At 48.3% G+C, this 25388-nt stretch carries 15 protein-coding genes; 6 read left to right on the top strand and 9 right to left on the bottom strand.

The window, feature by feature from the left end; translation table 11 throughout:
* Positions 1-26 precede the first annotated feature (26 nt).
* Genes ACMUEV_RS26030 through ACMUEV_RS26015 form a run of 4 tightly spaced genes read right to left on the bottom strand, consistent with a single transcriptional unit; the run spans position 27 to position 9976 of the window.
* Positions 27-3413, bottom strand: coding sequence for a hypothetical protein (locus ACMUEV_RS26030; protein WP_190652425.1), 3387 nt, complete (start codon positions 3411-3413; stop codon positions 27-29).
* Positions 3410-6799: a DUF6603 domain-containing protein gene (locus tag ACMUEV_RS26025; protein ID WP_190652424.1), complete on the bottom strand. Its 3390-nt coding sequence runs from the start codon at positions 6797-6799 to the stop codon at positions 3410-3412. Before ACMUEV_RS26025 ends, ACMUEV_RS26030 begins: the two co-directional genes overlap by 4 nt.
* A 38-nt stretch (positions 6800-6837) precedes the next feature.
* On the bottom strand, positions 6838-8928 hold the full coding sequence (locus tag ACMUEV_RS26020) for a hypothetical protein (RefSeq protein WP_190652423.1): 2091 nt from the start codon (positions 8926-8928) through the stop codon (positions 6838-6840).
* A 46-nt stretch (positions 8929-8974) separates the two neighbouring features.
* Positions 8975-9976, bottom strand: coding sequence for a hypothetical protein (locus ACMUEV_RS26015; RefSeq protein WP_190652422.1), 1002 nt, complete (start codon positions 9974-9976; stop codon positions 8975-8977).
* A 459-nt stretch (positions 9977-10435) separates the two neighbouring features.
* On the opposite strand from ACMUEV_RS26015, the gene ACMUEV_RS26010 reads away from it, so the two are divergent.
* A complete protein-coding gene (locus ACMUEV_RS26010) occupies positions 10436-11455 on the top strand; it encodes a FecCD family ABC transporter permease (RefSeq protein WP_190652421.1) in 1020 nt (339 codons plus the stop codon).
* Positions 11452-12480 carry a FecCD family ABC transporter permease gene (locus tag ACMUEV_RS26005; protein WP_190652420.1) on the top strand — a complete coding sequence of 343 codons (1029 nt, stop codon included), beginning with the start codon at positions 11452-11454 and terminating at the stop codon, positions 12478-12480. The genes ACMUEV_RS26010 and ACMUEV_RS26005 overlap by 4 nt, the downstream gene beginning before the upstream one ends.
* A gap of 10 nt (positions 12481-12490) precedes the next feature.
* On the opposite strand, the gene ACMUEV_RS26000 is transcribed toward ACMUEV_RS26005, so the two are convergent.
* Together ACMUEV_RS26000 and ACMUEV_RS25995 are read right to left on the bottom strand one after the other, a co-directional pair.
* Positions 12491-13519: an iron-siderophore ABC transporter substrate-binding protein gene (locus tag ACMUEV_RS26000; RefSeq protein WP_242044629.1), complete on the bottom strand. Its 1029-nt coding sequence runs from the start codon at positions 13517-13519 to the stop codon at positions 12491-12493.
* Positions 13520-13662: 143 nt separating this feature from the next.
* Positions 13663-14079 carry a DUF1636 family protein gene (locus tag ACMUEV_RS25995; protein WP_017286181.1) on the bottom strand — a complete coding sequence of 139 codons (417 nt, stop codon included), beginning with the start codon at positions 14077-14079 and terminating at the stop codon, positions 13663-13665.
* A 91-nt stretch (positions 14080-14170) separates the two neighbouring features.
* Between ACMUEV_RS25995 and ACMUEV_RS25990 the strand changes: the two genes are divergently transcribed.
* The 4 genes from ACMUEV_RS25990 (at position 14171) to ACMUEV_RS25975 (ending at position 20454) form a co-directional block, all read left to right on the top strand.
* The gene (locus tag ACMUEV_RS25990; RefSeq protein ID WP_190652419.1) at positions 14171-15964 is read left to right on the top strand and encodes an ABC transporter ATP-binding protein; all 1794 of its coding nucleotides are present in this window, start codon (positions 14171-14173) and stop codon (positions 15962-15964) included.
* Between the two features lie 126 nt (positions 15965-16090).
* The gene (locus ACMUEV_RS25985; protein ID WP_190652418.1) at positions 16091-17098 is read left to right on the top strand and encodes an AraC family transcriptional regulator; all 1008 of its coding nucleotides are present in this window, start codon (positions 16091-16093) and stop codon (positions 17096-17098) included.
* A gap of 128 nt (positions 17099-17226) precedes the next feature.
* Positions 17227-19431 (top strand): TonB-dependent siderophore receptor, encoded by a 2205-nt coding sequence (locus ACMUEV_RS25980; RefSeq protein WP_190652417.1) that lies wholly within the window; start codon positions 17227-17229, stop codon positions 19429-19431.
* A gap of 9 nt (positions 19432-19440) precedes the next feature.
* Positions 19441-20454, top strand: a complete 1014-nt coding sequence (locus ACMUEV_RS25975) for an iron-siderophore ABC transporter substrate-binding protein (RefSeq protein ID WP_190652416.1) — start codon at positions 19441-19443, stop codon at positions 20452-20454.
* Here the strand turns inward: ACMUEV_RS25975 and ACMUEV_RS25970 are convergent.
* The 3 genes from ACMUEV_RS25970 to ACMUEV_RS25960 are packed head-to-tail and all read right to left on the bottom strand — an operon-like array spanning position 20435 to position 25310.
* A complete protein-coding gene (locus tag ACMUEV_RS25970) occupies positions 20435-21679 on the bottom strand; it encodes an MFS transporter (protein ID WP_190652415.1) in 1245 nt (414 codons plus the stop codon). The two genes, ACMUEV_RS25975 and ACMUEV_RS25970, sit on opposite strands and share 20 nt — an antisense overlap.
* Before the next feature lie 56 nt (positions 21680-21735).
* On the bottom strand, positions 21736-22749 hold the full coding sequence (locus ACMUEV_RS25965) for an iron-siderophore ABC transporter substrate-binding protein (protein WP_190652414.1): 1014 nt from the start codon (positions 22747-22749) through the stop codon (positions 21736-21738).
* Positions 22749-25310 (bottom strand): TonB-dependent receptor domain-containing protein, encoded by a 2562-nt coding sequence (locus tag ACMUEV_RS25960; RefSeq protein ID WP_190652413.1) that lies wholly within the window; start codon positions 25308-25310, stop codon positions 22749-22751. Before ACMUEV_RS25960 ends, ACMUEV_RS25965 begins: the two co-directional genes overlap by 1 nt.
* Positions 25311-25388: the final 78 nt, after the last annotated feature.

Here is a 25388-nt window from a genome sequence, read left to right as displayed (position 1 = left end):
TTCTGAAGGGTTGAATGGGTTCATAGTTAAGGGGCTGACAACATTTCTGCTGCATGAACTGCAACTAAAACCGGAACTTGATAAAGGATGTAAGCCAGATCGGCAGCATTCGTATCTATATCCCATCGAATGTCGCGATCTTCATTGTGCTGAGTGAGTCGGGCAGGTCCTTCGGCATCCGCACCGGGGTTAGGAGCCGTCAGCGTAAAACTGCGGTTAATCTCCAGAAATGAGCCAGGAGGAGCGGGTTGCACATCTTCCCACGCGAGGTCATTCCAGAGATTCCAAACATTGGGCGCGCCAGAATGGTCAATGTCTAGACCAAAGCGTGGTTCTCCAGGTCGCTCTTTGATGACAAAAAACCAGCCTGCTTTGTTCTGATCGCCCGGCTCAGTTCCCGAACCCCCTCGCGCCTCTAGAGCCGTAAGGTCAAAGCCAAAGAAATAAATATCAGGCGATACTTGTGCCTGGTATAGCGGCGTTTTCACCTTAGTGCGGGGCGGATTGGCAAGTTCGGCATCGCTGAGGGAAACAAGGCGACGTTCTTTCGTAAGATCGATCGTTCCATCATCCTTCAATGCCCATTCTGCTTTGTGAGCATAGATCACAGCCGTAGGATATTTCTTGAGTAGTTCGCCCCGAATGACTAGGACAACTTCTTCTTCCTTGTCACCCTGAGCTTCTCGGTGATCGTGATCGCCCAATTTAGAAGCCTGTGACCAACGGTGTAACGGAGGAATGTCACGGAGCTTTTCTTTGAGTGCTGCATCATTGAGATTGCCAGGATTCAAGAAACTACTCACATCCCAAAACTGACGGAAATAGCTCCCGCGCTGATCGGTAGGATATTCTCGCCACAAGAGTTCACGAGCAAACTCATGGTTCAGTCCCACCATGTAAGCTTCGATAAACTTTTGGTTGGTTTCGAGCAGCGTGATACTGTTTTGTTCAATTTTGTTGATGTTGGGTAAGAACAGTTCTGAGGAAATGCTGACTAAAGGTTTGTACATGGGCAGATCGATCTCCGGATATGCCATTGCCTCGATAAAGGTTTCAGCGAGTTGCGGTAGGAGATCTTTGAGCCGTTCTGGAAAGAAGATTGTGGATTCTATACGGCGTGGAATCGTAACTTCGGGATTAATTTTCTCGAAAGTAGTGGTTCCTAAGTTCGGCAAATTAACCGATCCTCGGTAAGGCGTTTGACCGACTTCGCGACTGGCTTCGATCAGTTCGTAACTGTCTTTGAGTGCGGCTTTAAATGTGATGGCTTCTGGGCTATCTGTATCACCGAGTTTTGGTCGAATCTCTGATCCGGGTTCTGCGATTTCAAAATTAGGACTGCGGGGAATCTCATCAACTGAGGCAGGGGTTTGATCCACTTCGCGAATCGCAACTGACTGTTGGACTCCTTGCGCCCAGCGTTGTAAGCGATCGTAGTACCGGAACAGCACCCCAAACGCGATCGCAGCAACCAGCACTAAAGGTCCACTCAGCCCCAAGACGAGGATTGCGAGCAACAAGAGCAACAAGAGCACCACCAAAGGCAACCAAGGAAAGCGACGCAGCAAATCTTTGATCGGGGTTGGAATATCATCCGGTTCAACAATGTCCGCGACTTCATCGACCGTGAGAACTCCACCGGGCGTTTGTTTGGGTGGAGCAGGGCTAACTTCTCCTGTGTTTACACGATCGAGCAACGTGTTGGGTTGAATCGCTCCAGAGAAAGGCAGCGATTTCATAATGCGACCGCGCGATCGCAATACTCTTCGCATCGGCGTTGACATCAGTGCGGGCACGACTCGACTTGTCTGCAACTGGTGATGAACTGTTAAGCCTTGCCCTGGATCGACAACTCGACGATGCAATGGAGCTGTAAACACCAGCACAGAGTTCAAACTCACCTGTCGCCAAGGACGCAAATGGCGGTCATACCAGACCCAAGATACTTCTTTTGCTAATTGCGCCCAGCGAATCCGTCGGTTTGCTTCTAGCACATCGCCGACTTGCTCCCAAGCCGCATTCATGTAGTCTTCTTGATTGGTTCGCACAACATCTGTTCCAAAGCCAGCCGCGACTCGATGACGCGGATCGAGGTTCAACTCATGCACCCAGTTCTCTGAGTTTGGGAGGGAATTTGATGCTCGATCGCTCAACAATCGTTGAGTCAGCGCGTGCCAGCAACCGTAGATGGGTGGAGTAATCAGCGGATCGGCATCTGTTTCAGTCTCAGGGACAGCTTCAGACGATGGCTCTGGCTCGATCGGAGTTGTGGGTGGAACGGGCAACTGTTGATTCGCATCCAGCGCGGATTGAACAGTATAGTCATCTGCCAGATTGATCAAGGAAGCTAACGCCGACTGAAACGGGTGAGGAGAAGGCTGTGCCCAATTTTCATAGGTCAGCACTTCTCCTTGTTCTTCGGGGTTCAAACTTTCCAAAGGAACACGTAACGCTCCACCGAGTTTGAGAATGCCATCTAAATCGAAAATTCCGGGGAGGTTCGCACCAGGGCGTTGCACATCTAAATCTCGCCGACCGACGCTTTTATCTACAGGTTTCGGCTGCAAGAGCCGAACTAAGTATTCAAAATCTCCCTGACTCCCCGTCTGAAAATACCAGCGATGATAGTACGGGTAAGCGGTGGGATCGAGCCGCCCGCTATAGTTTGCTCCGGCAAAGGCTGTGACTGAAGGTGTTTTTGCTGGATCTAGCCCTAGCCCTGCAAGCCGACCAGACTCAAAGACAGGCATCAAGAAGGCATGATACGCCGTATTAGCAGCAAGCTTGCGTGGGCAGAGAATCCGCGAATAGCCAAAGTCTGGATTCTCATTGAGCGCCGTTTGTAACTTGGCTAAGAAGGCATCGGTTTGGGTCGATGACATTCCTTCACCTGTCGCTCCTAGATCTCGATTGACATGAACATGCGCCCACGCCCAGAGTTGATCAAATCGAGGAAGTACTGTCTCTGCTTGAGCAATCTCAATGTAGGAGAGCGGTCGATTTTGAATGTTCTTCCCCGACTCAAATTCAGATTCTGTCAACACAACAAGCATGATCCAGGGCGTAAGGCGATGCTTAGCAAGATCAGGAGCCGCTGGAGTGTAGCGCCAGGGAAAATCTTCGTCGTAGAACTCAATGTAGGGTAGATAGTTCGGCTCAAAGTTCGTAATCCAATGCCGCGGTTCGACTTTGACGATCGCTCGTTTCTCAATTCCGACGACATCCCCAGGCCCATAAACTTGAATCGACTTGTTAATAGAATCACTCAAAGGGGACGGACTAATCCCTTCGCCTTTGAGGGTCAACTGCACGGGGATTTCTGCTCGCAGTTTGGAACTGCCCGACTGGATATTGTTTGCAATACCCTGCCGTAACCAGGGCAAAAAGGAATAGGTAGAAAGGGCATCACTCATCGGTTCACCTCGTGCTGCGGAATCACATGTAAGCGATCGTATAAATCAGGGTTTTGGTTGACCTGCCGTTGCAGATAAGCCAGTGCTTGGGTCTGACTGTTGAATTGAGCCGTACTTTGAAAGGCTTGATTGTTCGCTTGAAATGCCACAACAAACGCTTCTTCTCGAACAGCAACTTTTTCCTTAAAAGGCTGTAGTTTAGTGCGGTAAGCCTTTGATAATACGGATTGGCTGATGCTATTGCTGCCGAGGAAATGTATAAACAACACTCCGTTAAAAATCCGGAAGCGGCGGATAAACCGTTTGTAGTTACTATCAATGATGATTTCTTCGTAGCGCACTCGTCGTCGAACCAGTTTACTAGAGCGCAGTGCTTTTCCAGGAGCAGAGAGATCGAGTCCGCCCGTCAGCGGATCGTAGGCGCGGCGAGACAGTTTACTTGCATCGTCTAGATTTTGGAATTGTGCGATCGCAAATTGTTCTGTGACATCTGCCGTCTTGGCTAATCCCCCGCTTGCCACCTCAACCGAGAAGCGTTTCGCATCGCTTACTTTTTGAGTGCCGACTTTATCGATCGCCACATCCAACGGCACGGCTTTCTGGCTAATCCGAAGCATACCGACTGGATGTAAAACGAGTTCTACAGACGGATCGAGCTTGCGGAGAGAAACGAACAAATTGTTTTCGGGCGGTAAGATCGCGCGCCAATTTTGCAGTTTTTCAAACTCTGCCTTCAGAATCGGCATCGCAGGCACAGGGGGCAACGTTGTATCCTTTTTCTCACCCCAGGTAATATCAAAGTCTGCCGAGATCTCAAAGAACAGAATCGAGAGATAGCCTGTTCCTCTCGCTCGCCAAGGCGTTGGCCCTTCGAGAGAAAACTGCAATCGAATCGTGAACACGCCTGCTCCGAATACCTTCAGCGACACTGAAGCAGAAATTTCAATAATGAAGTAAAAAGGCGAAAACTGAATCAGCGCATCATAGCCAATATGACCTTCCACGCTAAAGGCACTAAAGCCAAAGAACAATTCCGCACGTGCCCCAAACTGCACCGTGTTGCTGGTTACTGCGAAATAGTTCATCACCCGAATCCGGGCATTCGATTCGTTTAAGATATTGACTGAAATTCGATTCGGACTGGGGAACGGCAAGGGGGGTGGATTAAACCGAGGATGGAACCCGCCCACACTGACGACAAAGTTGGGATCATCGCCATAGGCGACGAGTAGCCCCATTTCCCCTTCAAGCGTCAGGAACAGAATCCGCGACTCAAACAGAGTGGCAAAGAAGTAAATCCGCTTTTTATCAAACTCGATCGCACCAATAAAACTAACCTGCAACACTAGCAACGCGGCTTCTTCCGTCGGCAGCGCGACTCGCAACACCCCAAAAATCGCAATGTTGCCCGGAATCTCGATAATGATGCCCAAGGACAGAGAAATCAGCGTCGGCGTTCCCCAACCGAGCTTCGCCATCGGTCCAATCAAAAACTTACCTTGCTGCGGTGGGAAAAACGTTCGTAAGTCACTGAGAATGCGCGGTGCATTGGCAATCACATCGCGGGGGAACAAAATGCTATTGAGCGCTCCAGTCCGGACACCTTCGACGAGCGGCTGCAACTGCATTGTGCGATTGAGTCCCAACAATCCGCCGACCCCAAGCAACGTAAATCCGAAGCCCAGTTGCAATCCTGTCCCAAATTCCGCTGTGATGATAATTAAGAGCGAGAATCCCTTTGAGCCATCAGGCATCTTAGTCGTGATTAGCCCGATCGCTTTAAGTGTCAGAAAACCACTGAACACTAGCTCCAATGCGCCCGCGTATTCTTCTCGATCGAAGTCAAAGAACAAATACCCGCCACCCTTCACCACGCCAGCATCAACGGACAATCCGACACCATTGGGAGGCTTAAAGTCGATCGCTAAATCCGTCGATCCTAAATTCCCTTGCCGGAACACCAGCGCCGCCTGCACCCCAATATTCTCAACCACTGCTTGCAAGGGTCCCAAGCTGAGCTTCAGTACTGCTCCCGCTTCCACCTTAAAGCGATCTGCTGCTGGTTCTAAGGCCAAACGTAATCCCTGAATCTGCAAGAGACCGAGATCCAAATGCACAGCTAATTCTAGAGCGAGTTTCGCGCCTCCCTGGAAGGTAAACCCTGAAAGTAACGTGATGCCCAGTGCTAGACTCGCTTCCGCCTGCACATTCAAGCTCGACAAAATCTGCTGGAGAAATCCATCTCCTTCGCCTCCAGCCACGACCAATCGCAAAGCACCAATCTCGGCTGCCATGCCCAGATCCAACTCTCCACGAGGATTCTGAGCAAACCAAGACACCCCTAATCCTTGTACTGCTAATCGCGTGCCTCCCGGCGAACCGATTAAAACGATTTCATCTGCACGACTCGTCTTCTCTCGAATCGTAACGGCGGCGCGAAAAGCTCCAACCAGATTGAGAATCCCTTCAACACTCAGCGGCGGACGAACAATCAATCCCACGCCTTGGATATCGGCTGTAGACTCGAACACTAATTCACCGCGATCGCACACCCCAAACTCAAACGCCGCTCCTCCGAGTAAATAGGGCAACAGTGCCACGCCTTTTGGCTTACCTGCCTGCGCCTGTACAGGTGCGATCGTAATTCCAAACTGGCTGTAAGTCTCTGCTGTAAATCCTTTCTGCAACAGTGGAAACCGCAAATCCTGCAAGGTTGTTGAACTATTGCCCAACACTGTTCGCGTGGTATCAGATTGAGTGTATCGTCCTCCCGGTAGCGATGCCGATCGCATCAATCGCTCCAACCGAGCTAAAAACTTATCTGAATCAAAGTCGCTCTCCCAAGCGTAGACTGCATTCGCGATCTGAATGGGGTCAGTAAAAAACGTGCCAAGCGTATCCCAGTTAATCCTCCGCATGGTTTGTCCAGCAGCAGGCGCTGGCTCATGCTCAATTAACCCCAACAATAACAGTGCCTCATGGACTTGCGTCTTCTGTTGCATCAGATAGTCTAAGAGCAAAAAATCTGTCAGCCGTCGAGGCAAATCATCAATATTAGGAATCGATGCTCCCCCTGCTGATTGCACCTGATTTTTGAACTGAGCGATCGCATCAACAGTCGTTCCAAGTCGGGCAAAAACAGTCGCGATCGCACTCGCTACCGCTCCTTCTCCACTTGCAGAGAGTAACTGCCGAATCGCCTCGACCAATTCTCCCGCCTGAGTCGCTAATGCGGTGAGTGAAGTGCCTCCCGCCCCGGCTGGAAGTTCAAATCCGAGTTGCCGAAAAAACGCGATCGCTTGGTCTGGAGTTCGGATTGAGCGCAGGGGCGCGATCGCTAAACTTGTCTCGGTCAGAATCGATTGCAGGGCATCCTGTTGGGGCATCTCAGTTCTCACTTTCAAACAATCATGGGAGCAATCTTTTAGGCAGGAACAATAACAATCTTGGCGTGATACTCGGTCGTAGGGCTGACCACAAAAGGCGGAGTTGAGAGTCCGGTCGTCGCCTGTCGATTTTCGACAAGCCAAGGGGTGTGACGAGACTGGGCAAAGGTTGCCGTTGCCCCTAAGCCGCTTGGAATATTGCCTTGCCATTGAGCGCGAATCCAATATTTAATCGCGTCATTCTGTCGTCGATTTGCCGCCGCACCAGATGTATCGGTTAAGGCAATTAAGAGATTGTGATTCGCATTCGTTGCCGCAGGGTTATACAGCAGAAAGGGTAATCCCAGCCCCAAGTAATACCGCATCTTGGCTGGATTGCCCTGAACTTGAGCGATCGCAGTTGTGAGATAGCGCTGTACGGGTTGGAATTTAGAATTTGTATTGCTATCAATAAAGGTCTTTAACTGTGTTTGATAGCCGCTGAGTATCGCTACCGTCAACGGAGATGGGGCAGTCGCCGGAATCACTCGCTGGGCTGCACTGACTCCACCACCACTGCCAAAGCGCCGATCGACTGCTTCATAGATCGTCTTGAATTCCGTGAATCGCGTTGCGAGTTGAGCCGGAGTTGCCGTACCAGGAATCGCTGTATCGAGTTGGCTGATCCAAGCTGCAAGATTCGGTAACAGAGCATTCATCGCACTGATCTGCGCAGTACTCGGTAGATTCGTGTTGAATAACAAGACATTCGCGATCGCAGCAAATACATCTGTAAATCCAGCAGACCGAATTCGATTGAGGCGATGGATGGGAATCCGAGCTTCGGGGATATTAGCTTGCCACTGTAAACGACAGAACGCTAATGCTCCTAATGCTAGAGTCGTTTGCCAAAATGTCAGATGAGCTTGTGTAATGCCAAATGCAGTTGCCCAATTTTCAAACTGTTGACGGACTTGTGTTGCGCTGTAAGGCGAAAACCCTGAGTTGTAGAGTCCGACGACTCCGGCATTGTTCGTGAGTCCGGTAATGTGACCAATTTCATTAAAATGCTGAAACCAGCGCGGCCCCGAAACAGTCGGTCGAACAGTGTCACTTGTGCCAAAGAACTGTTGAATTGCCCGTAAAAAATCTTGATCTCGACCGACCTGACAGCCGCGAATATCGATTTTGCTATTGCGATTAAACCGCTGCCTCGCTTGAATCAGTTTGGTCTGAAAGGCATTTCCATTTGTCGATACCAAGGTTGCGGTTACATTCGTCGCGTAGTCAGCAGGTCGGGCAGGTAGAGCAGAATTCAGAGTCACACTATTGCCTAATCCCACGATCGCAGTTTTTAAGGTCGTTAACTGACCTTGGTTCAGAGGATTGTTCTGCAATCGACTCGCCACATCTGCGAGTAACACGTCATAGCCATTATTTGCGGCTGTAACTGCTGCTGCGTTGTTCAGGACATTTTGTTGCAGTGCCCATTGACTCGCTGCAATCTTGATAAAGTCCAGAAAATCTCCGCTCGGTTCTCCGGAGGCATCAGTCGGGATTTGATTGATAATCGTTGCCTGACTCGACCTTAAATGATTGAGAATCGGAGCAACTGCTCCTCGATGAATATAGTAAGTCGTCTCAACAAGAGGGACTGCTACCTCAAAGCTCATCATGGCTTTTAGCGCAGCAATCCGATTGCGAGCAAATCCCTCAAAATGACGTTTTAGAGAGAGCCGAGTTCCATTCTCTACAAATGGAATCAGCAGATTCGTGGGCTGGATCAGATTTTGGCTATCTACAAAGATATGGGACACAATTCTGATCCGGTTAATGATTCCCGTTCCCGTTTCACTGGGATTATTCAACAAATCTAAGAGATGTTCGATCGAAGTAACGGTTTTAGGTGCGAGTCCGGCGTTTTCATGGTAGCGATTCGCCAGTTCGATAAACCCATTGTCTTGGGGCGAAGCTTGAGCAATGAAGGTGTACTGAGGAACATAGTCAGGCATACCAAAGAGGGGAGCGGGCGCACTGGCTTCTGGATCGGGTGGACTACTGCCGCCCGATCCGCCCGGAGAGCTACCTCGTTCGATCGTGCGATACCGATCATTGTTTGCCGTTTGTGTTCCTGTTGTGGTCTTGCACATATATTCTTCTACTCATCGTGTCGAACTGTGTCAGAGCGTGAAGTCGTCAGGATCTCACGAGTGGACCTTCTCGGTAATGGCGCATGATCCAGTGGGCACGGGTTCCAGATAGACCTGTTAGAACGTCGTTGAAGTTTGTGCCGCTAAAATAGCGATCGCGCAATGTCTCCAAAATCCGACCACAAAGCATGATATTGCTCTTGGGAAACCGAGCCAAGTTAAACAAATCAATCCGCCGATTTTCTTCTAAGTTTGCTAATGCTTGCCGTAATTGCTCATCTGCTAGCACCCGTTGATTCGGCACGTCAGGCAACTCTGTCCAGGGTAAGATCGGAGTCGAGCCTCCCGGTGTTTGAGGTAAGACCATTGCTAAGAGGGCTAAGCGAATCCCACACACTCCAACTCCCGACGCTGCTAGCGTTACAAAATCCCCAGTTCCATTCAAAGCAGCAGCTAACTGATTTAACTGCTGTTGTCGCGCTAAGCTTGGACGCTGCAACGCGCCATCATGAACTAAGCTAAAGACGAACTTCTCAAAGCCCTCCCCGCTTTCAGAGGTTTTTAAAGTTACCGCCTGATAGTAAGGACTTAAATCATTAATTAATTCCCGCAACACCTCTGGATTCGATGCACCTGCTCCGGGCTGATTTTGTGCTTCTGCAATCAGAGTTTCGAGTTCAGCATTCAAGACAATGACGGTCTGATTTAAGCTCAAACTGCCTTGCTCTGTATTGCCTGTGCCGAGCAATCGGACTGTCACAACTAATGTTCCGACAGTCTGTGGGCGGTAGTTGACTTCACCGATCGTGGTAGTTTGAGTTTGAGGCGTACCTCCGTTTTCGGTAAAGCTCCATTCAAAGGATTGCACTGCACTCGCTAGCCCTGCATCAGTGACCAAGACAATATACCTGTTCTCCCGATCGACAGCTAAGGGCGCAGTCACAAATGATACAAGAACGGATCGTCCATCGATCGCGACAGCGGACTCCCCTAAATCACTTGCTTGAAAGTTAGTGGGCAAGCGGCTTTCAGTCTTACGAACAGTCATGCTAGAAACCCTATCAGACGTGCTGTATTGAAAAACTCATCCCTGTAGAATGAGTCTCTTATAACACTAATCAACACACTGACTGAGAACTTTAATGTTATTTTTTACATATTAGGGCTGACTATTCTGGATCTGCCGCACCATCAAGCAACTTGTGACATGATCATCAAGCAGAATCCTAAAATGAGACAAAGTGCGATCGCCTTAACAATGTCATCTTCACTCATTGCTACCGCCTGTTCTGTAATCCTGTGATGGCTGGAAGTATGCGTAAGTCCAGTCGATTTATCATCCAATTTGGCGTTCTGGAAGTAGTCCATTCCAAGAGAATGGATTTCTCTCTTAATGTCATGAATTCAACATCTCTAGAATTGCAAAATTGAGACTCTAAGCGCCCTTGCTTTTTGCCCATAAACAGATACAATTAGGATTTATTCGCATTAAGAGTCCTCTTTTACGATGACTGCTACTCTCCCTAAAGCTTCTAAATCCCCCATTTCGCTGTTATTGGGACTCGGTTTAGGCTCAATTGTTCTGCTCATTGTTTTGATTTACAGCGTCACACTGGGTGCAAGAGACATTCCACTGCCGACGATTTTGGCATCGTTCACGACCTTTGATAACTCCTTTGATCATCTGGTAATCCAGACGGTGCGATTGCCACGATCGCTGATTGCGCTCTCGGTCGGTGCTGCTCTGGCGGTCTCTGGTGCATTGATGCAAGGTCTAACCCGCAACCCACTCGCCGAAACCGGAATCCTGGGGATTGAAGCAGGCGGTGCTTTAGCGGTTGTGATGAGTTTGTTTCTGTTTGGTAGCTCATCGTTAACAGTTTATGCGGGGGTAGCATTTTTAGGAGCCGCGATCGCGGCGATACTTGTTTATCTGTTAGGGACCTTGGGACGTGGCGGTGCAACTCCTTTAAATTTGACGGTCGCTGGAGCCGCGCTGTCTGCCTTGATCTCTTCCATCACGACTGCCATTTTGATTGTGAGTCAGCGCACGTTTGAAGAGATTCGATTTTGGCTAGCAGGATCACTCGCAGGACGGGATTTTGACCTGTTTTTACAGGTCTTGCCGTTCTTAGGTGCTGGATTGCTGATTGCATTCTTACTGGGTCGGCAGATCACAACAATTAGTTTAGGAGAGGAAGTCGCAACGAGCTTGGGTCAACAGACGCTTTGGATTAAAGGATTGACCGCAATGAGCATTGTTCTCTTGGCTGGAAGTTCAGTTGCGATCGCAGGTCCAATTGGCTTTGTTGGCTTAGTTGTACCTCACATGGTTCGATTCTTTATCAAAACAGATTATCGCTGGATTTTGCCTTACTCAGCCGTACTCGGTGCGATTCTGCTATTAGTCTCGGATATTGCAGCACGAGTATTACTGAAGCCTCAAGAGCTTCCGGTGGGTGTGATGACTGCTATTGTAGGCGCACCATTTTTTGTCTATCTCGCAAAAACGAAGGTGAAAAAATGAATGAGTGGCGTTCTCCCGTACTATCTTTTCGCCTCGATCGACGAGTGCCTGCAATCGGGCTTCTGCTTGCTGTCATTGGATTCGCAGCGATTATCCTCAATGTTGGGCGAGGAGAATACCCGATCGCAGGATTCGACATTGTAAGAACCTTGTTTGGTATTGATACAGGCAACCCGGATCATGCGTTTGTGATTCACACTTTGCGCTTACCTCGAACGCTGGTTGCTTTCATGGTTGGGGTGGCGCTTGCTCTTTCAGGTGCTATTTTTCAAGGCTTAACCCGTAATCCACTCGCTGACCCTAGCATGATTGGAATCAATACTGGGGCAAGTCTAGCCGCTGTTTCGGTGATTGTCTTGTTTCCAGATGCGCCGATCTACGCGCTCCCATTCTCTGCATTTGTAGGTGCGGCAGTGATGGCAGCATTGATCTATGGGCTGGCTTGGAACAAAGGAAGTTCGCCGATTTTATTGATTTTGATGGGAATTGGACTGTCTGCGATCGCCAGTGCCTTCACCAGTTTACTCATCACCTTTGGCTCGATTTACGATGTTAGTCAAGCTTTAGTGTGGCTTGCCGGAAGTGTCTACGGTCGCACTTGGGAGCAAGTTTTTTCACTCTTGCCTTGGATCATTGTATTTGTTCCAGCGGCATTTGGATTAGCAAGACATCTCAATGTGTTGAACTTAGGAGAAGACATTGCGAAAGGATTAGGCAGTCGAGTTGAATGGCAGCGGGGTTTACTTGTCATTGTAGCGGTGGGATTAGCGGGGGCATCAGTGGCAACTGCGGGAACAATCGGATTTGTGGGGTTGATTGCTCCTCATGTAGGACGGCAGATTGTCGGCAATCGACATGAAGAATTACTTCCAATTTCTGCACTGCTTGGGGGGGTGTTAGTGGTGTTGGCTGATTTTGTGGGGAGAACACTGTTCGCCCCGATCGAGCTTCCCTGTGGAGTCGTGACAGCCGCGATCGGTGCGCCCTTTTTCCTCTATCTGCTGATTCGCGATCGCAAGAAATAACCTGAGATTTTCAAGTATTCGGTGCTAACTGTTGAAGCAAGTCATTGAGAATCTGTGCTTCTGCAAGGGAACCCCGCAGCATTGTTAAGTGGGCATCCATAAAATAGACTCGCCCAGATTGGGAGATCGGCATTGATTTTAAGAGTGGACTTTGGTTCCATTGTTGTTGAAGCTGTCGCCAGTTTAAGGGACGATTGTCCGCATCATTTTTATCCCAGCCTAGAACGATCAGAATATCAGGTTCTAGCTGCGGTAACACTTCAGCAGGAAGCTGAAATGCATCCTTTGTTTCTAGCAACGATTCATCGAAGCGAACTATCTTAAATCCCAATGTTTCTAGCAAATCGGAATAGATGCTGCGCTCTTGCCCAAACGCATAAAAGTTACTTGTCAGATCACCAGAACTCAAGAGTAATACACGGGGATGAGCATTGGCAATCTCAGCTAATTTCTGGCGAGCTTGGGTGATTCGCTCGTTTCGAGCAGCCATGATTTGCTGAATCATATTGGAGCGATCGAGAATGCTTGCAAGTTGTTGAAGGCTTGCCTGCCAACCTCCTTGTTGATCATCGAGCAAGAGAGTCTGTGCAATTTGGGCAAACAATTTGTCTCTTCCTTGGCTTCCTTGCCACGTTTCACCCACAATCAGATCTGGCTTGAGTAAAGCGAGTGCTTCTAGAGCAGGAGAAGCACGATCGCCCAAATTGATTGGCTGAGTCGTCACATACCGACCGAGATAAGGAACTTGCTCAATGGGATGATTGAACGGCTGCCGACTTGCAGAAACGCCTGCATAGGCAGCAGGCTGTTCTCCCAGAGACAACAGCAGATCTAATCCATAGGGACTAAGTACAGCAATTTTGCGAGGTCGATCGCAGTCTGTACTTGGTGCTGTCGGTTGGCAATGGATTGAGGGCAATGTGAGAGGCAGGGTGGTGAGAACAGTTCTGCTACAGCCCCATGTGAGCAAAGCGGTGAGGGCAAAGAGCAGTAGGGAGCGAACCCAGCGATCGAATTTCATCGTCTGCTGTTGACTCAAAACACTCAATTTGTAAATCCTGATGAAACGTTTTTGGCACAATGAACAGGGCAATGGTTGGAGCACTGTGAAGTTCTCTGGTCGTGATGATGCGTTGCAAGCAGTTTCTCCTAGCCAGCGATCGTAGTCCTCTGCTTGCGCAATTAGCTCAAGTCATCCTCTTCATCTGCATTTTGCTCGGTTGCCGATAGAGCAGGAATACAGGCAAACATCGCAGATTCTAACTGCTCTGGGAGTTTATCCCAGATGAATGCACCTTTGCGATTGCTGATATACATCTGAGTGAACTGGAGTAATGCGGAAGCATATTCTTCGTCGGGTGGTAGATCGATGAGTAAGTAAGTTTGTTTTTCCGGATGAGCAAAAGCAGTAACGCAACCGCGACTACAAGCCCACAAACACCCAACGGATTTGATTTCCAGGTCTTCTGGCGCGAACTGTTGAGCTGCTAAATTTGTCAAAGTATCTAGCAAGATTTTGCCATCACAAGCTTGATCTTCTGCGAGTTCTTCTTCAGAACGATGGCAGGATTTGCACACAAAGAGAGTATGTTTTGTCATAAACTTTGGCAATAGACTTCGCAGCAACAAGCTGAAATTGATGCAACTTATTCTCATTTAAAGTGGAACGATCGTCAAGAGGAGGAAATTCATGACAACACTTCGTCGCGCATCTATTGGGTTGCTCCTCTGGAAACTGATCCGCTATGCTCCAAGGCTGTACTGGACTGACACTTTGCTCTGGCTCTGCATTGCAGGACTCCCCGTGCTGCCGGGACTCGTCATTCGAGAGTTTTTTAATCAACTCACCCAGCAATCTCCTTCGGTGTTTTCTGCTCAAGGTTGGATTGCGCTATTTTTAGCAATCGGGGTTGCGCAAATTGTTGCGATCATTCTCGGACGCATCACCAAAACGCAACATCGCTTCACGATGAACAGTCTGATCCAGCACAATCTTCTCACGAAATTGCTAGAACGTCCGGGTGCTGAGAGTTTAACGATGGCTCGGGCGGAAACAATTTCACCGGGGGAAGTGATGAGCTTCTTTCGGGAGGATGCTAGTCAGATTGAAGATAATGTGGTGGGCACGAATGAGGTTTTAGGGGAAGGAGTTTTTGCGATCGGTGCCTTGCTGTTGCTCTTAAGTGTGAATGCAACCATTACGCTATTTGTCTTTCTGCCTTTGGTGTTGATTGCTGTGATTCTACATCGGGTCAGCGATCGCATAAAACGCTATCGCCGCGCCAGTCGTCAGGCAACCCAACAAGTGACAGGCATGGTTGGTGAGATGTTTACCGCAGTGCAAGCGATTCAGGTAGCTGGAGCCGAAAAAAGTGTGTTGGCTCACTTTCGGCAACTCTGCGATCAGCGCCGACAATCGATCGTCAAAGATCAACTGCTTACGGCGATCTTAGATTCTAGTTTTGATAATCTCATTAGTTTAGGCACAGGTGCGATTTTATTCTTTGCTGCCCAGTCGATGCGGAGTAGCCAAACACTCAGCGTTGGGGACTTTGCGCTATTTGTCTACTACTTAGCCTACGTCACTTATTTTCTAGGGTTTTTAGGCGGATTTGTGGCGCTCTCAAAACAAAGCGAAGTGTCGTTTGAACGGATGCAAGCTTTAGTCAATGCAGAGGCTCAGACGCTCGTCGAGCCTTATCCTCTCTATCTGCCAACGCTGACCGGACGAAAATCCCAGTTACCTGTTCCTCGTCAGGACGAAACCTGCGATCGCTTGGAAGCACTACGAGCGAGCAATTTGAGCTATCACTATCCGAATAGCAAGGTGGGTATTACTAACATCTCTTTGGAGCTTCAACGCGGCAGTTTTACAGTGATCACGGGATCGATTGGGTCGGGCAAGACAACGCTATTGCAGGTGCTATTGGGATTGTTACCGATGCAATCAGGGGAGATTTTGTGGAATGGTCAGACGATCTCTGATCCGGCTCAGTTTTTTGTCCCGCCTCGCAGTGCTTACACCTCCCAAGTGCCGCAACTCTTTAGCACCAGCTTACGAGAGAATATTTTGCTGGGGCTACAGAAAGATGATACAGAAGTGTTAGCCGCGATCGCGCTTGCGATGTTCGATCGAGATTTAGCAATGATGCCCGATGGACTCGATACCCAAATTGGCTCTAGAGGAATGCGGCTGTCTGGGGGACAGATTCAGCGCGTTGCTGCGGCGAGAATGCTGATTCGGCAACCTGAGTTACTTGTCTTTGATGATCTATCCAGTGCTCTAGATGTAGAAACGGAACAAAAACTTTGGTTAAAGCTATTTCAGCTCAGTTCACCAACGTGGAACCCTACTATTCTGGTTGTATCTCATCGCCGCTCAGTGATGGAACGTGCCGATCGCATTATTTTACTCCACGAGAGCAGGATCGAATTAGAGGGAACCTTTGCAGATTTGCCCTCAGTCTATACCAAGCCCCTCTAAATTAGGCAAGCACAATGACAATTCATCTGGCCTCCGGGAAGCCGCTCAAGTTCTAGAATAGCAATTGAGAATAAGTTGCATTTGTGGTAAGATGCCTTCAAATTTTGCGATCGCGAATTGCAGCTTATGACTGTTACCCTTTCACAGCAAGACTATTGGGAACTTATCTGTCCTGAAATCTCCCAGACTGATGACTTAGAAGCGTCTCAATCGCGAGAGATAGATCGGACTTGGCAGTACTGTAGTGCTGTTGGAGAGGGATATTATCGAGAAATTCAGGTTCGCGATGGCGTTGAACTCGCGATCGCAGAAGACTGCTTCCACGAAGACTTGAGAATCATCACTTGCGATCGCGAGCATCCTTTAGAACTCAACTATACGCTGATTGGAACCGCAGCATCGAATTTAGACTGTGCGAATGCGGGACAGTACCTCTTTTGTGGAAGCGGCATGGCTCCAGGTGAAGTGCTAGATATTCAAGCAAAGCAACGCAATCTGAAGGTAATGATTCACATTGATCCTTCTGTTTTTTGCCAGCGGATGTCGGGACTGCCCAAGCAGACTCCAGACGAAATTAGAAATTGGTTGAGACCGATCGAACAACCTTACTACAGCCAAATCAGCCGGACGACAGCCGCGATGCAGTCTACCCTTCAGCAGATTTTGCAGTGTCCGTTTCAGGGATTGACTCAGCAGATGTATTTAGAGGGCAAGGTGTGGGAACTCATTGCGTTGCACCTTGCTCAGACAGTCGAGATTAGTCCAGAGCGCGAGACTAAGTTGTTAAAATCAGCCGACATTGAGCAAATTCACTATGCCAAAGAACTACTCATTGCTCGATTAGAGAATCCGCCTTCGCTGATTGAGTTAGCTCGGCTAGTTGGGATCAATGACTGTAAGCTGAAAGTCGGCTTTCGGCAGGTGTTTGGGACGACGGTCTTTGGCTATTTGCAAGACTATCGAATGGAGCGATCTCGCCAGTTACTAGAGTCAGGCGATCTCAGTATTACAGAAGCAGCAAAAGCAGTTGGACTGAGCAATCGCAGCCATTTCGCGATCGCGTTTCGCAAAAAATTTGGCGTAAATCCTAGAGACTATCGGCAATCCATCATGAACCGATGCAGTGCTAGCTAAACTCCGTCCACCATTCAAAAAAACTCCGTTCACCATTCATCAGGGTTACAAAACAACCCCGATCGTCCGATATGCTGTTGAGAATCGTTCTTAGTTAATGGCTATCAATATTGTGTGGTGGCAGAGTTATGGCAAACTATCGATCAATTCTTTTGGCTGGAAGTATAGTTCTACTCGCAACTCCTGGAATTGCAGTCGAGCCAGAGGTTAAAACGTTATCGGAATGGCAGAAACCTGCCACTACAGTTCAGGAATGGCGATCACAGATTCAAGCACAGCAACCAGAGTCTGAACAAGAGCTAGAAGAAGAAATCGTGATTACAGGAGATCAGCAGCCGAGCGGCTATCGCGCTCCGAATGCGTCAACTGCGACTAAAACAGACACCCCAATTCGCGATATTCCGCAATCGATTCAGGTCATTCCGCAAGAAATCCTGAGAGATCAGGGGTTAAATGCAACGAGCAACTCTTTAGGAAATGCAGTTCAAAACGTGAGTGGGGTCAATAATTTAGGGCTTTATCAGGGGTTTGAAAATAGTTTAAAGATTCGAGGATTTAGAGTTTCGGCTTTTGATGGTAATTACTTTCGAGATGGAATTCGATACTTTACCTTTGGTGCTTTAGAAACGGCTGATTTAGAGCGCGTCGAAGTGTTGAAAGGTCCGGCTTCAATCTTGTTTGGAGAAGCAGAACCGGGCGGAATCATCAATCTCGTTTCCAAGCAACCCCTCCGCAATCCCTACTATTCGCTAGAGGGATCAGCAGGGAGCTATCGCGCTGTTCGAGTTGGGGCTGATTTTTCGGGTGCGCTAAACTCAGACAAAACAGCTCTTTACCGATTCAATGGCTATTACAAAGATGCAGGAAGCTTCCGTGATTTTGTGTCGAGTGAAGGGGTGTTTCTCTCTCCTGTCGTACAGTTAGCATTCGGGAAAAACACAACGCTAACGCTGAACGCAACCTATCGGAATGAACGTCGCACTGCGGATGATGGCTTTTTAGCGATCGGGACTGGGATCACAGATTTACCACGCAGTCGATTTCTGGGCGAACCTTTTCAGGAGTTTAGTGTCAATGATTTTAGTGTTGGCTACTTGCTGACCCACCAGTTTAATGAACAATTGACTTTAAGAAACGCATTTCGTGCTCAATGGGTCAATCCAGAGCGATATTTTCCGCTCCGCAATTCATTCGATGAAGCAACGGGTGATCTAGAACTTGCAACCTATTTTGCTGCAGGGGAATATCAGACAATCACGACTCAGACGGATTTGATTGCTAGGTTTTCGACAGGTTCAGTCAATCATCAACTGCTTGTTGGCGTAGACTACGGACGACAGAGGGATAAACCAAAATTCGCGATCGGTGATCCTTACCGCACAATCAATATTTTTGCTCCCACCTACGATGGTGTGGAATATCCCAAAGAGGAACTTTATAACTTCTTCCGCGATGACACAATCAACAAACTAGGGATTTATGTCCAAGATCAAGTTGAACTTGCTTCTAATTTGAAACTGCTCATCGGTGGGCGCTATGATAGCTACACTCAAAACCGAAGTACCGAAGGCTTTGGAGAACCAAGACAAGAGTTTGAGCAGCGTGACAGTCGATTGAGTCCTCGATTTGGGATCGTCTATCAACCGGTTCCAGCGATTTCACTCTATGCCTCTTACACGACTGCATTCAAAGCAAACTCTGGAACAAATCGCAATGGGGACGGCTCTCCATTTAAACCGGAAATAGGTCAACAGTTAGAAGCTGGCATCAAAGCTGATTTAGCTCGTAATTTGACAGCGACCTTAGCATTTTATGATTTGCGTAAGAAAAATGTGACTACCGATGATCCCACCTCTAGCGATCCGAACGACCAGCTACAGACTGGGGAACAGCGCAGCCGAGGAATTGAATTTGACCTAGTTGGGGAGATTGTCCCAGGCTGGAAGGTGATTGCTTCCTACGCGCATACTAATGCGTTTGTGAGCGAGGACGAGTCAGGCTTCCAGGATAAACGCTTGGACAATACGCCCAGAAATGCAGCGAATTTATGGACGACCTATGAACTTCAGCGCGGCAGTTTGAAGGGATTAGGGGTTGGTTTTGGGATGAATTTTGTGGGCGATCGCTTTGGTGATTTGTCGAATACTTACGAAATTCCAAGCTATGTTCGCACAGATGCTGCTATCTTCTACAACCAAGATAAATGGCGTGCGGCAATTAACTTCCGCAACTTGTTCAACACAAAATACTTCACAGGTTCAGATGAGAGTCGTCTAGGTGTGTATGTTGGCGAGCCGTTCACAGTCACAGGCTCATTGTCTGTTGTATTCTAGGAGAATTGGATGAACCGCGTTGCGAAGCATTTTCCTCAGGGTAACTGTATCTTTTACTTATGCTTGGGGTTAGTTATAAGCGTATTAGCTGTAGCTTGCAATTCCGATCGCTTTGCGATACAGTCACAGGCTCGCGGCTCCTTGGCGGCTTCTCAACCTGCATCAGAGTGCCGTCTAATCCAACATAGTGCAGGGGAAACCTGTGTCCCGCTCCATCCTCAGCGAGTGATTACGCTCGGTTCGCTGAGTTTGGAGAGTGCGATCGCGTTAGGGATTCAACCGATTGCTACTGTCGATGTTGATTTAACATCCCCTCAGCTCAAACGACAAGCAGGCTCAATTCTCAGTGTAGGAAGCAATGGTGAACCGAATCTAGAAAAGATTTTGGCGTTGAAACCTGATTTAATTCTGGGGTATGATTACCAATCTTCCATTTACCGCCAAGCTTCTCAGATTGCACCAACAGTATTAACCAAATTCAACCATAGCGGTGAGTGGAAAGATATGTTCACCTTCGTTGCTAGAACGTTGGGGCGATCGCAGCAAGCTGAACAAGTCATGGCGAACTACTATCAGCGTTTAGCAGAATTCAAAGCGAAAATGGGCGATCACGCGCAACCGCCTAAAGTCTCGATCGTCTACCTCTATCCTGAAATGATTACGGTCTATACGACTTCAGGCTTTAATGGCAGCATTCTCAAAGACGCAGCCCTCGCTCGTCCTGCCTCACAGGATATTGATACAGAAGCAACACAGCGTAAAGGCGGGATCAGTCCCATCCAATACGGAATTTCTAACGAACAATTTGATGCAGCCGATGGAGATGCAATTTTTGTGATTGTTGACCCGACTGATTCTAAAATTGGTAAAACCCGCCAGCGCCTGTTGTCTGATCCGCTCTGGTCAAAGCTGCATGCCGTACAGCAGGGAAAGGTCTATGAGGTTCTAGATTACTGGATTGGCAGCGGTCCTTTAGCGGCAAATGCGGTGATCGACGATCTGTTCAAGTATCTTCTTCCTTGAACTGGGTGTTCAAGCCGTAAAGTGCGATCGCAATCATACTTAGTGAACAACTTGTGTAAATCAAAGCAAATCCTGATCCAGGGCTAGAACCAAACATCCACCGAACTAGACCTGTTGAAGAAGTCATTGCAGGTTCGACAATCTGATCGCCGAGTGGTCCTGCAATCAGTGCCGTGATTGCGGATAAACACTGCCCTAACAATGAATTTGCAGCAAACACTCTGCCTTGCTCTCCTGGTTTCACATTGGTCATCCAAATCGCTGTTTCGGAACTTTCCATCAGTGGAAAGTTACTAGACGAGCAGAACTGAGCCGGGAGCCAAACCTGCGCCGATCGCCCTAGCCCGACAGTCATTTTGCTCAATCCTGCGCCTAGCATCGAAACGAGAACGCCTCGTATCGGTTGCCGGAAGCCCCCCCAAAGCGTGACCGCGATCGCACCTGTAACTCCGCCAATTCCTGCTGAAATCCCAATTTGTCCTAAAACTGCTGCACTCCCGCTTGTTCTCGCTAGCACCATTGGTGTATAGAGATTTTCCCCTAAGTCATGCACAAATCCAAACGGCAACGTCAGTAGTAGTAAATTCCTTAAAGGAGAATGACTCAAGAGAAGCCGAAAGCCCACACTCAGATCCTGCCAAAGATCAACCGGAGTCTCAGCTTGCTCGGGTTGGGGAATTCGGCGCGGCAGTAATGTTGCGAGCGCGATCAAAAACGTGAAGCAATCTATTCCTAAAATGCCATTTATGCCGATGATTGGATAAAGACTAGCTGCGATCGCGGGTGCAATAATCAAGGAACCATAGTGTAATGCGGAACCCATACTACTGACGCGAGTATACTGCTGCACTGGCACAAGTAAGCTAATGGATGCAGAGTACGAAAGTTCTTGTAGTTGGCTGAAAATACTCACGATCACTGTTGTGAAATATAGATGCCACAGTTGCAACGTGTGAGTGAGCGATAGTAAAAGTAGAAACATGCTAGAGAGAACAGCGATCGTATCTCCGAGAATCATTAGAGATTTGCGGTTAAAGCGATCGACAATTACGCCAGAAACCAAGTTAATCAGAATGCGAGGAGCTTGGAAAAAGAAGCCCATCAAAGCGAGAGGAGTTGCAGAACCAGTAAGTTCCCAAGTCCACAGTTCGAGAGCAAATCCGGTCATGTAAGTCCCGATCGTTGAGACAAGTTGACCCAACCAGAGAATAATAAAAGTACGCACAGAGAAGTCGTTAGTGAATCAAATTGTCGGCTTTGCAGAAGAAAAAGAGCGTTAATTCATAGACTTGGATTCGGGGTGAGCAAAAGAGATGGCAGTTGTTCCAAAATCAGAAAGTTAGCGATGGGTGGCATTGTTGTGCCAATCCAGAGGTAATAGTCTACGAAGTAAATGCGCTTTTCTTTCCAGGCTTGCGAAGCGTGGAGTAGAGGTTGATTTGCCCACCTGCGCTGGAGATTTTGGAAAGAGACGTTATAGGTCGATCGACCATCCCAAGGTAGCCAACTATTGACAAAAATGATATCCGCATCAATTTGAGCGAGGGTTTCTAAATCAATTTGGCTCCGTTCTGCCGATGAGGGATCAATCGTGGAGAGAGCCACAGGTTGAAAGCCGATTTCTTGTAGCAACTGGATCGCGTTACCTTCGTAATCCAGACTGATGTGATCCATCGTCGGACTGGTGATCACACTCAAAACCTTGGGATGAGTTTCAACCAATGAAGACAATTGAGTTCGGACTCGATCGAGGGCTTGCTGATGGGAAGTTAAAACAGCTTCAACGTTTTTCTCGCGATCGAGCGCTTGAGCGACGATTTTGAGATTACTTTGCCAAGTCTTTTCGATGTCGATCGAAACGGTTGGCGCGATCGTTGACAGCAATGGATTTTTCCGCCAACTGACATCCAAAATCAAGTCCGGTTTGAGTAACTTCAGAAGTTCTAGAGAAGGCGTATCGCGATTGCCTAGGTTGATCGGTTGACTGGTCACAAATTGACCCGCATAGGGGATTTGCTGGCTCGGATTATCGAACCGGGGCGATCGTACAAGATAGTAATCAGCATAAGCAATCGGTTGAACTCCGAGTGCTAACGCCATACTTAGTAACTTGGGTTCAAGAATGGCGACCTTCTGAGGTTTGCCACAGATTTGAGTCCGACCACCCTCATGTTCGACGTTGCGACAATCGGCTGAAATTGCCGACTGCGGTGTATTTTGCACAACACGAGGCTGGCAGGCAATCAGGATTGTGACCAGAAAAAACAACCCTAGCGATCGCAGAATATGACGCATTACCAACTCCAGCGATAGGTTAGCGTATACGCTCGTCCTCTAGAAGCAGCCCTAAAAGAATCATCAAACCCTGCACTGAGTTGATTTCCAATATTGAGATATTGATTGTTGAGGAGGTTTTTCACCCCCAAACTCAGCGTTCCATTGCCTAATTTGAGGCTGCTGATCAGATCAACGACTAGATAGCTCTCGATCCCAACTGGATCAATGCCTGCATTAAAGGCGCGGTTACGGCGACCGATATAGACTGCCTGAAGTCGATTGTTCCAGCCGGGTAAAGTTTCATTCTCAAGATAAGCAGAGAGCTTTAGCGGCGAGACTTCGTATCCTGTAATGGCGAGGAATTCCTGTGTTTCTGGATCTTCGCGTTCTCCTTCACTCCAGGTCAACGTGCCACCCAGTTTCCAGCGATCGCTAGGCTGCCAATCCACCGCGAGTTCTACCCCATAGTTGCGCTGAGGAGAACGAATCACTCGAAACTCGTCACCAATATCTGTAAATTCGACGGTTGTCCCTAAACTCGAATAGCTATAAAATCCAGCCAGAGAGGCTTGAACATTCCTCCACCGACCGCGAATTCCTAGTTCATAGCTATCGACTTTTTGCGGTGCAGATAACGTTACATCTTCAGCAAAATTAAACCCTGCTGCGGGTTGCTGTAAAATTCGGGACAGATTTGGAAGAGAAAACCCTTGAGCAAAGTTCGTAAATAAACTCACTTGCGGAGTGAGCTTATAGACAATCCCTGCATTAAACACAACATCACTGAGCGTCTTGTCTCCACCTTGGGCTGCAAATCCAGTTTCGCCATCAATCCAATTATCGACGACAGAAACATTAAAATTGTCGTAGCGCACGCCACCGCTGAGAGAAAGCTTTTCGCTCACATCCCATTGAAGTTGAGAAAAGAGTCCCAGATTTTTAATCGTAAAGGGGGCAATCCGAATCGCTGAGCCAATTCTCCGCGCTCTTCTCCCGCCACTGCTATCAAACTCATCGACATCAAAGACATCGTAATTTCCTTCGCTATCTTCGCTAGAGTAGTCTGCACCCCAAAGCAGACTTAGATTAGAAGCTAATGGCGTTTCTAGCTGCAATCGTCCGCCAAATCGCTCTGATGTGACCACCGATCGCCCAAGTACTAATGGACTATCTGCATCAAAGACGCGGTTATCAAACAGAGAAGCTGCGGTTTTGGTTTCTCGATAGTAGACTTGCGCCTGCAATTTACTATTCAGCACTCGATCGTGGCGATAGTCAAATTGAAAGAGGGTTCCCCGATTAAATGGATCGGTAGAATCAATAAACTCAACAGGTCTATCTAGAAACCGCGCCTTCTGAATCCCAGGGATCTCGCCGACAGTCAGATCGTAGTCTCCATTCTGGCTTTGGGCATCGTTGAAGTAGTTCGCTGTAATCTGAAAGCGCTGTTGTGGATCGATCTGAACTCCTAATTTTCCAAATAGATTCACCGAAGTACTATTCGCTTCGGAGTCTGCAAAGATTGGTGGGCGATCGCCTTCTGCATCAAATGGTGTCCCAAAACTATCGCGAGTAATCGAAGCTGCAAAATCGACCTTACCCTGTTGTCCAGAAAATCCGTACTGAAGCAGGTTGCCAAAACTCCCCGATCGCAGATTGCCGACAGAACGTACCCCGACTTCCGCAGTTGAGACAATCTGATTCTGACCCGCGCGTCGAGTAATAATGTTGATTACACCACCGGCTGCGCCATCTCCATAGATTGCGCTAGGTCCGCGCACAACTTCTACTCGATCGATTGAGGCAATGTCAATCCGGCGAAGGTTCGCAACAGAAGTATCGTTATCAATGTTCGAGCTAATTGGCACACCATCAATCAAAACGAGCGGCTGCCTGCCCCGCAGCGTTTGCGTAAAGCTTTGCTGAGCTTCGGAGCTTGCCCCTAAGCCCGGAACTAAGGTGCCAAGAATCGAAGTCAAATCTCGATTGACGTTGGACTGTGCCTGAATTTGTTCACGAGTGACCACTGTGACCGATCGCGGAACATTCTGCACCCCTTCCTCTGTCCGAGTGGCGGTCACGACCACTTCTTCTTCTTCGGATTCTTCTTCTTCGTTCAGGGCATAGCTCTGCTGTCCTGTTCTCAAAGTAACGAGCGTTTGAGGCAGAGCATTCTTACCGATGACGAACACTCGAATTTGATTACTCTCTTGGATAACCTGAACCAAGGCAATATCTGCTGTTGGGTTCTCTGCTTGAAAGCTCTGTCCTTCTGGTAATGCCAAGATTGCATTCGGAATTTCAGCAATTAAGCGATCGCGCTCTGCACGAATCGCACCGATTTGAAACGGTTCCCCCTCTGCGGTTTCGAGGATAATATCAAGTTTATTCTCACTGCGCTCTAGTTTTACCGCATTCACCTGCACCGTCGCCGCTTCAATTTGAGCCATCCACTCCATCACACTTTGTGCAGGTTGACGTGGATTCGGATCGATTTTCTCGGATGCACGAACAAACTGAGGTGTTGCCAAGATTGAAACAACACTCCACCCAGCGATCGCCAATAACTGTAACTTCATAACTCACACCATAAGAACATGTCAGATCGCTGCTGCACCTGAACTCGTTTTAGCAGGAATCACTCTCAATAACATACC

This window comes from Leptolyngbya sp. FACHB-1624 (assembly GCF_047649235.1).
GTDB classification, from domain to species: domain Bacteria; phylum Cyanobacteriota; class Cyanobacteriia; order Leptolyngbyales; family Leptolyngbyaceae; genus Leptolyngbya; species Leptolyngbya boryana.
Note: the sequence above shows the minus strand (reverse complement) of the source record. Positions and strands in the feature narration are given on the sequence as shown.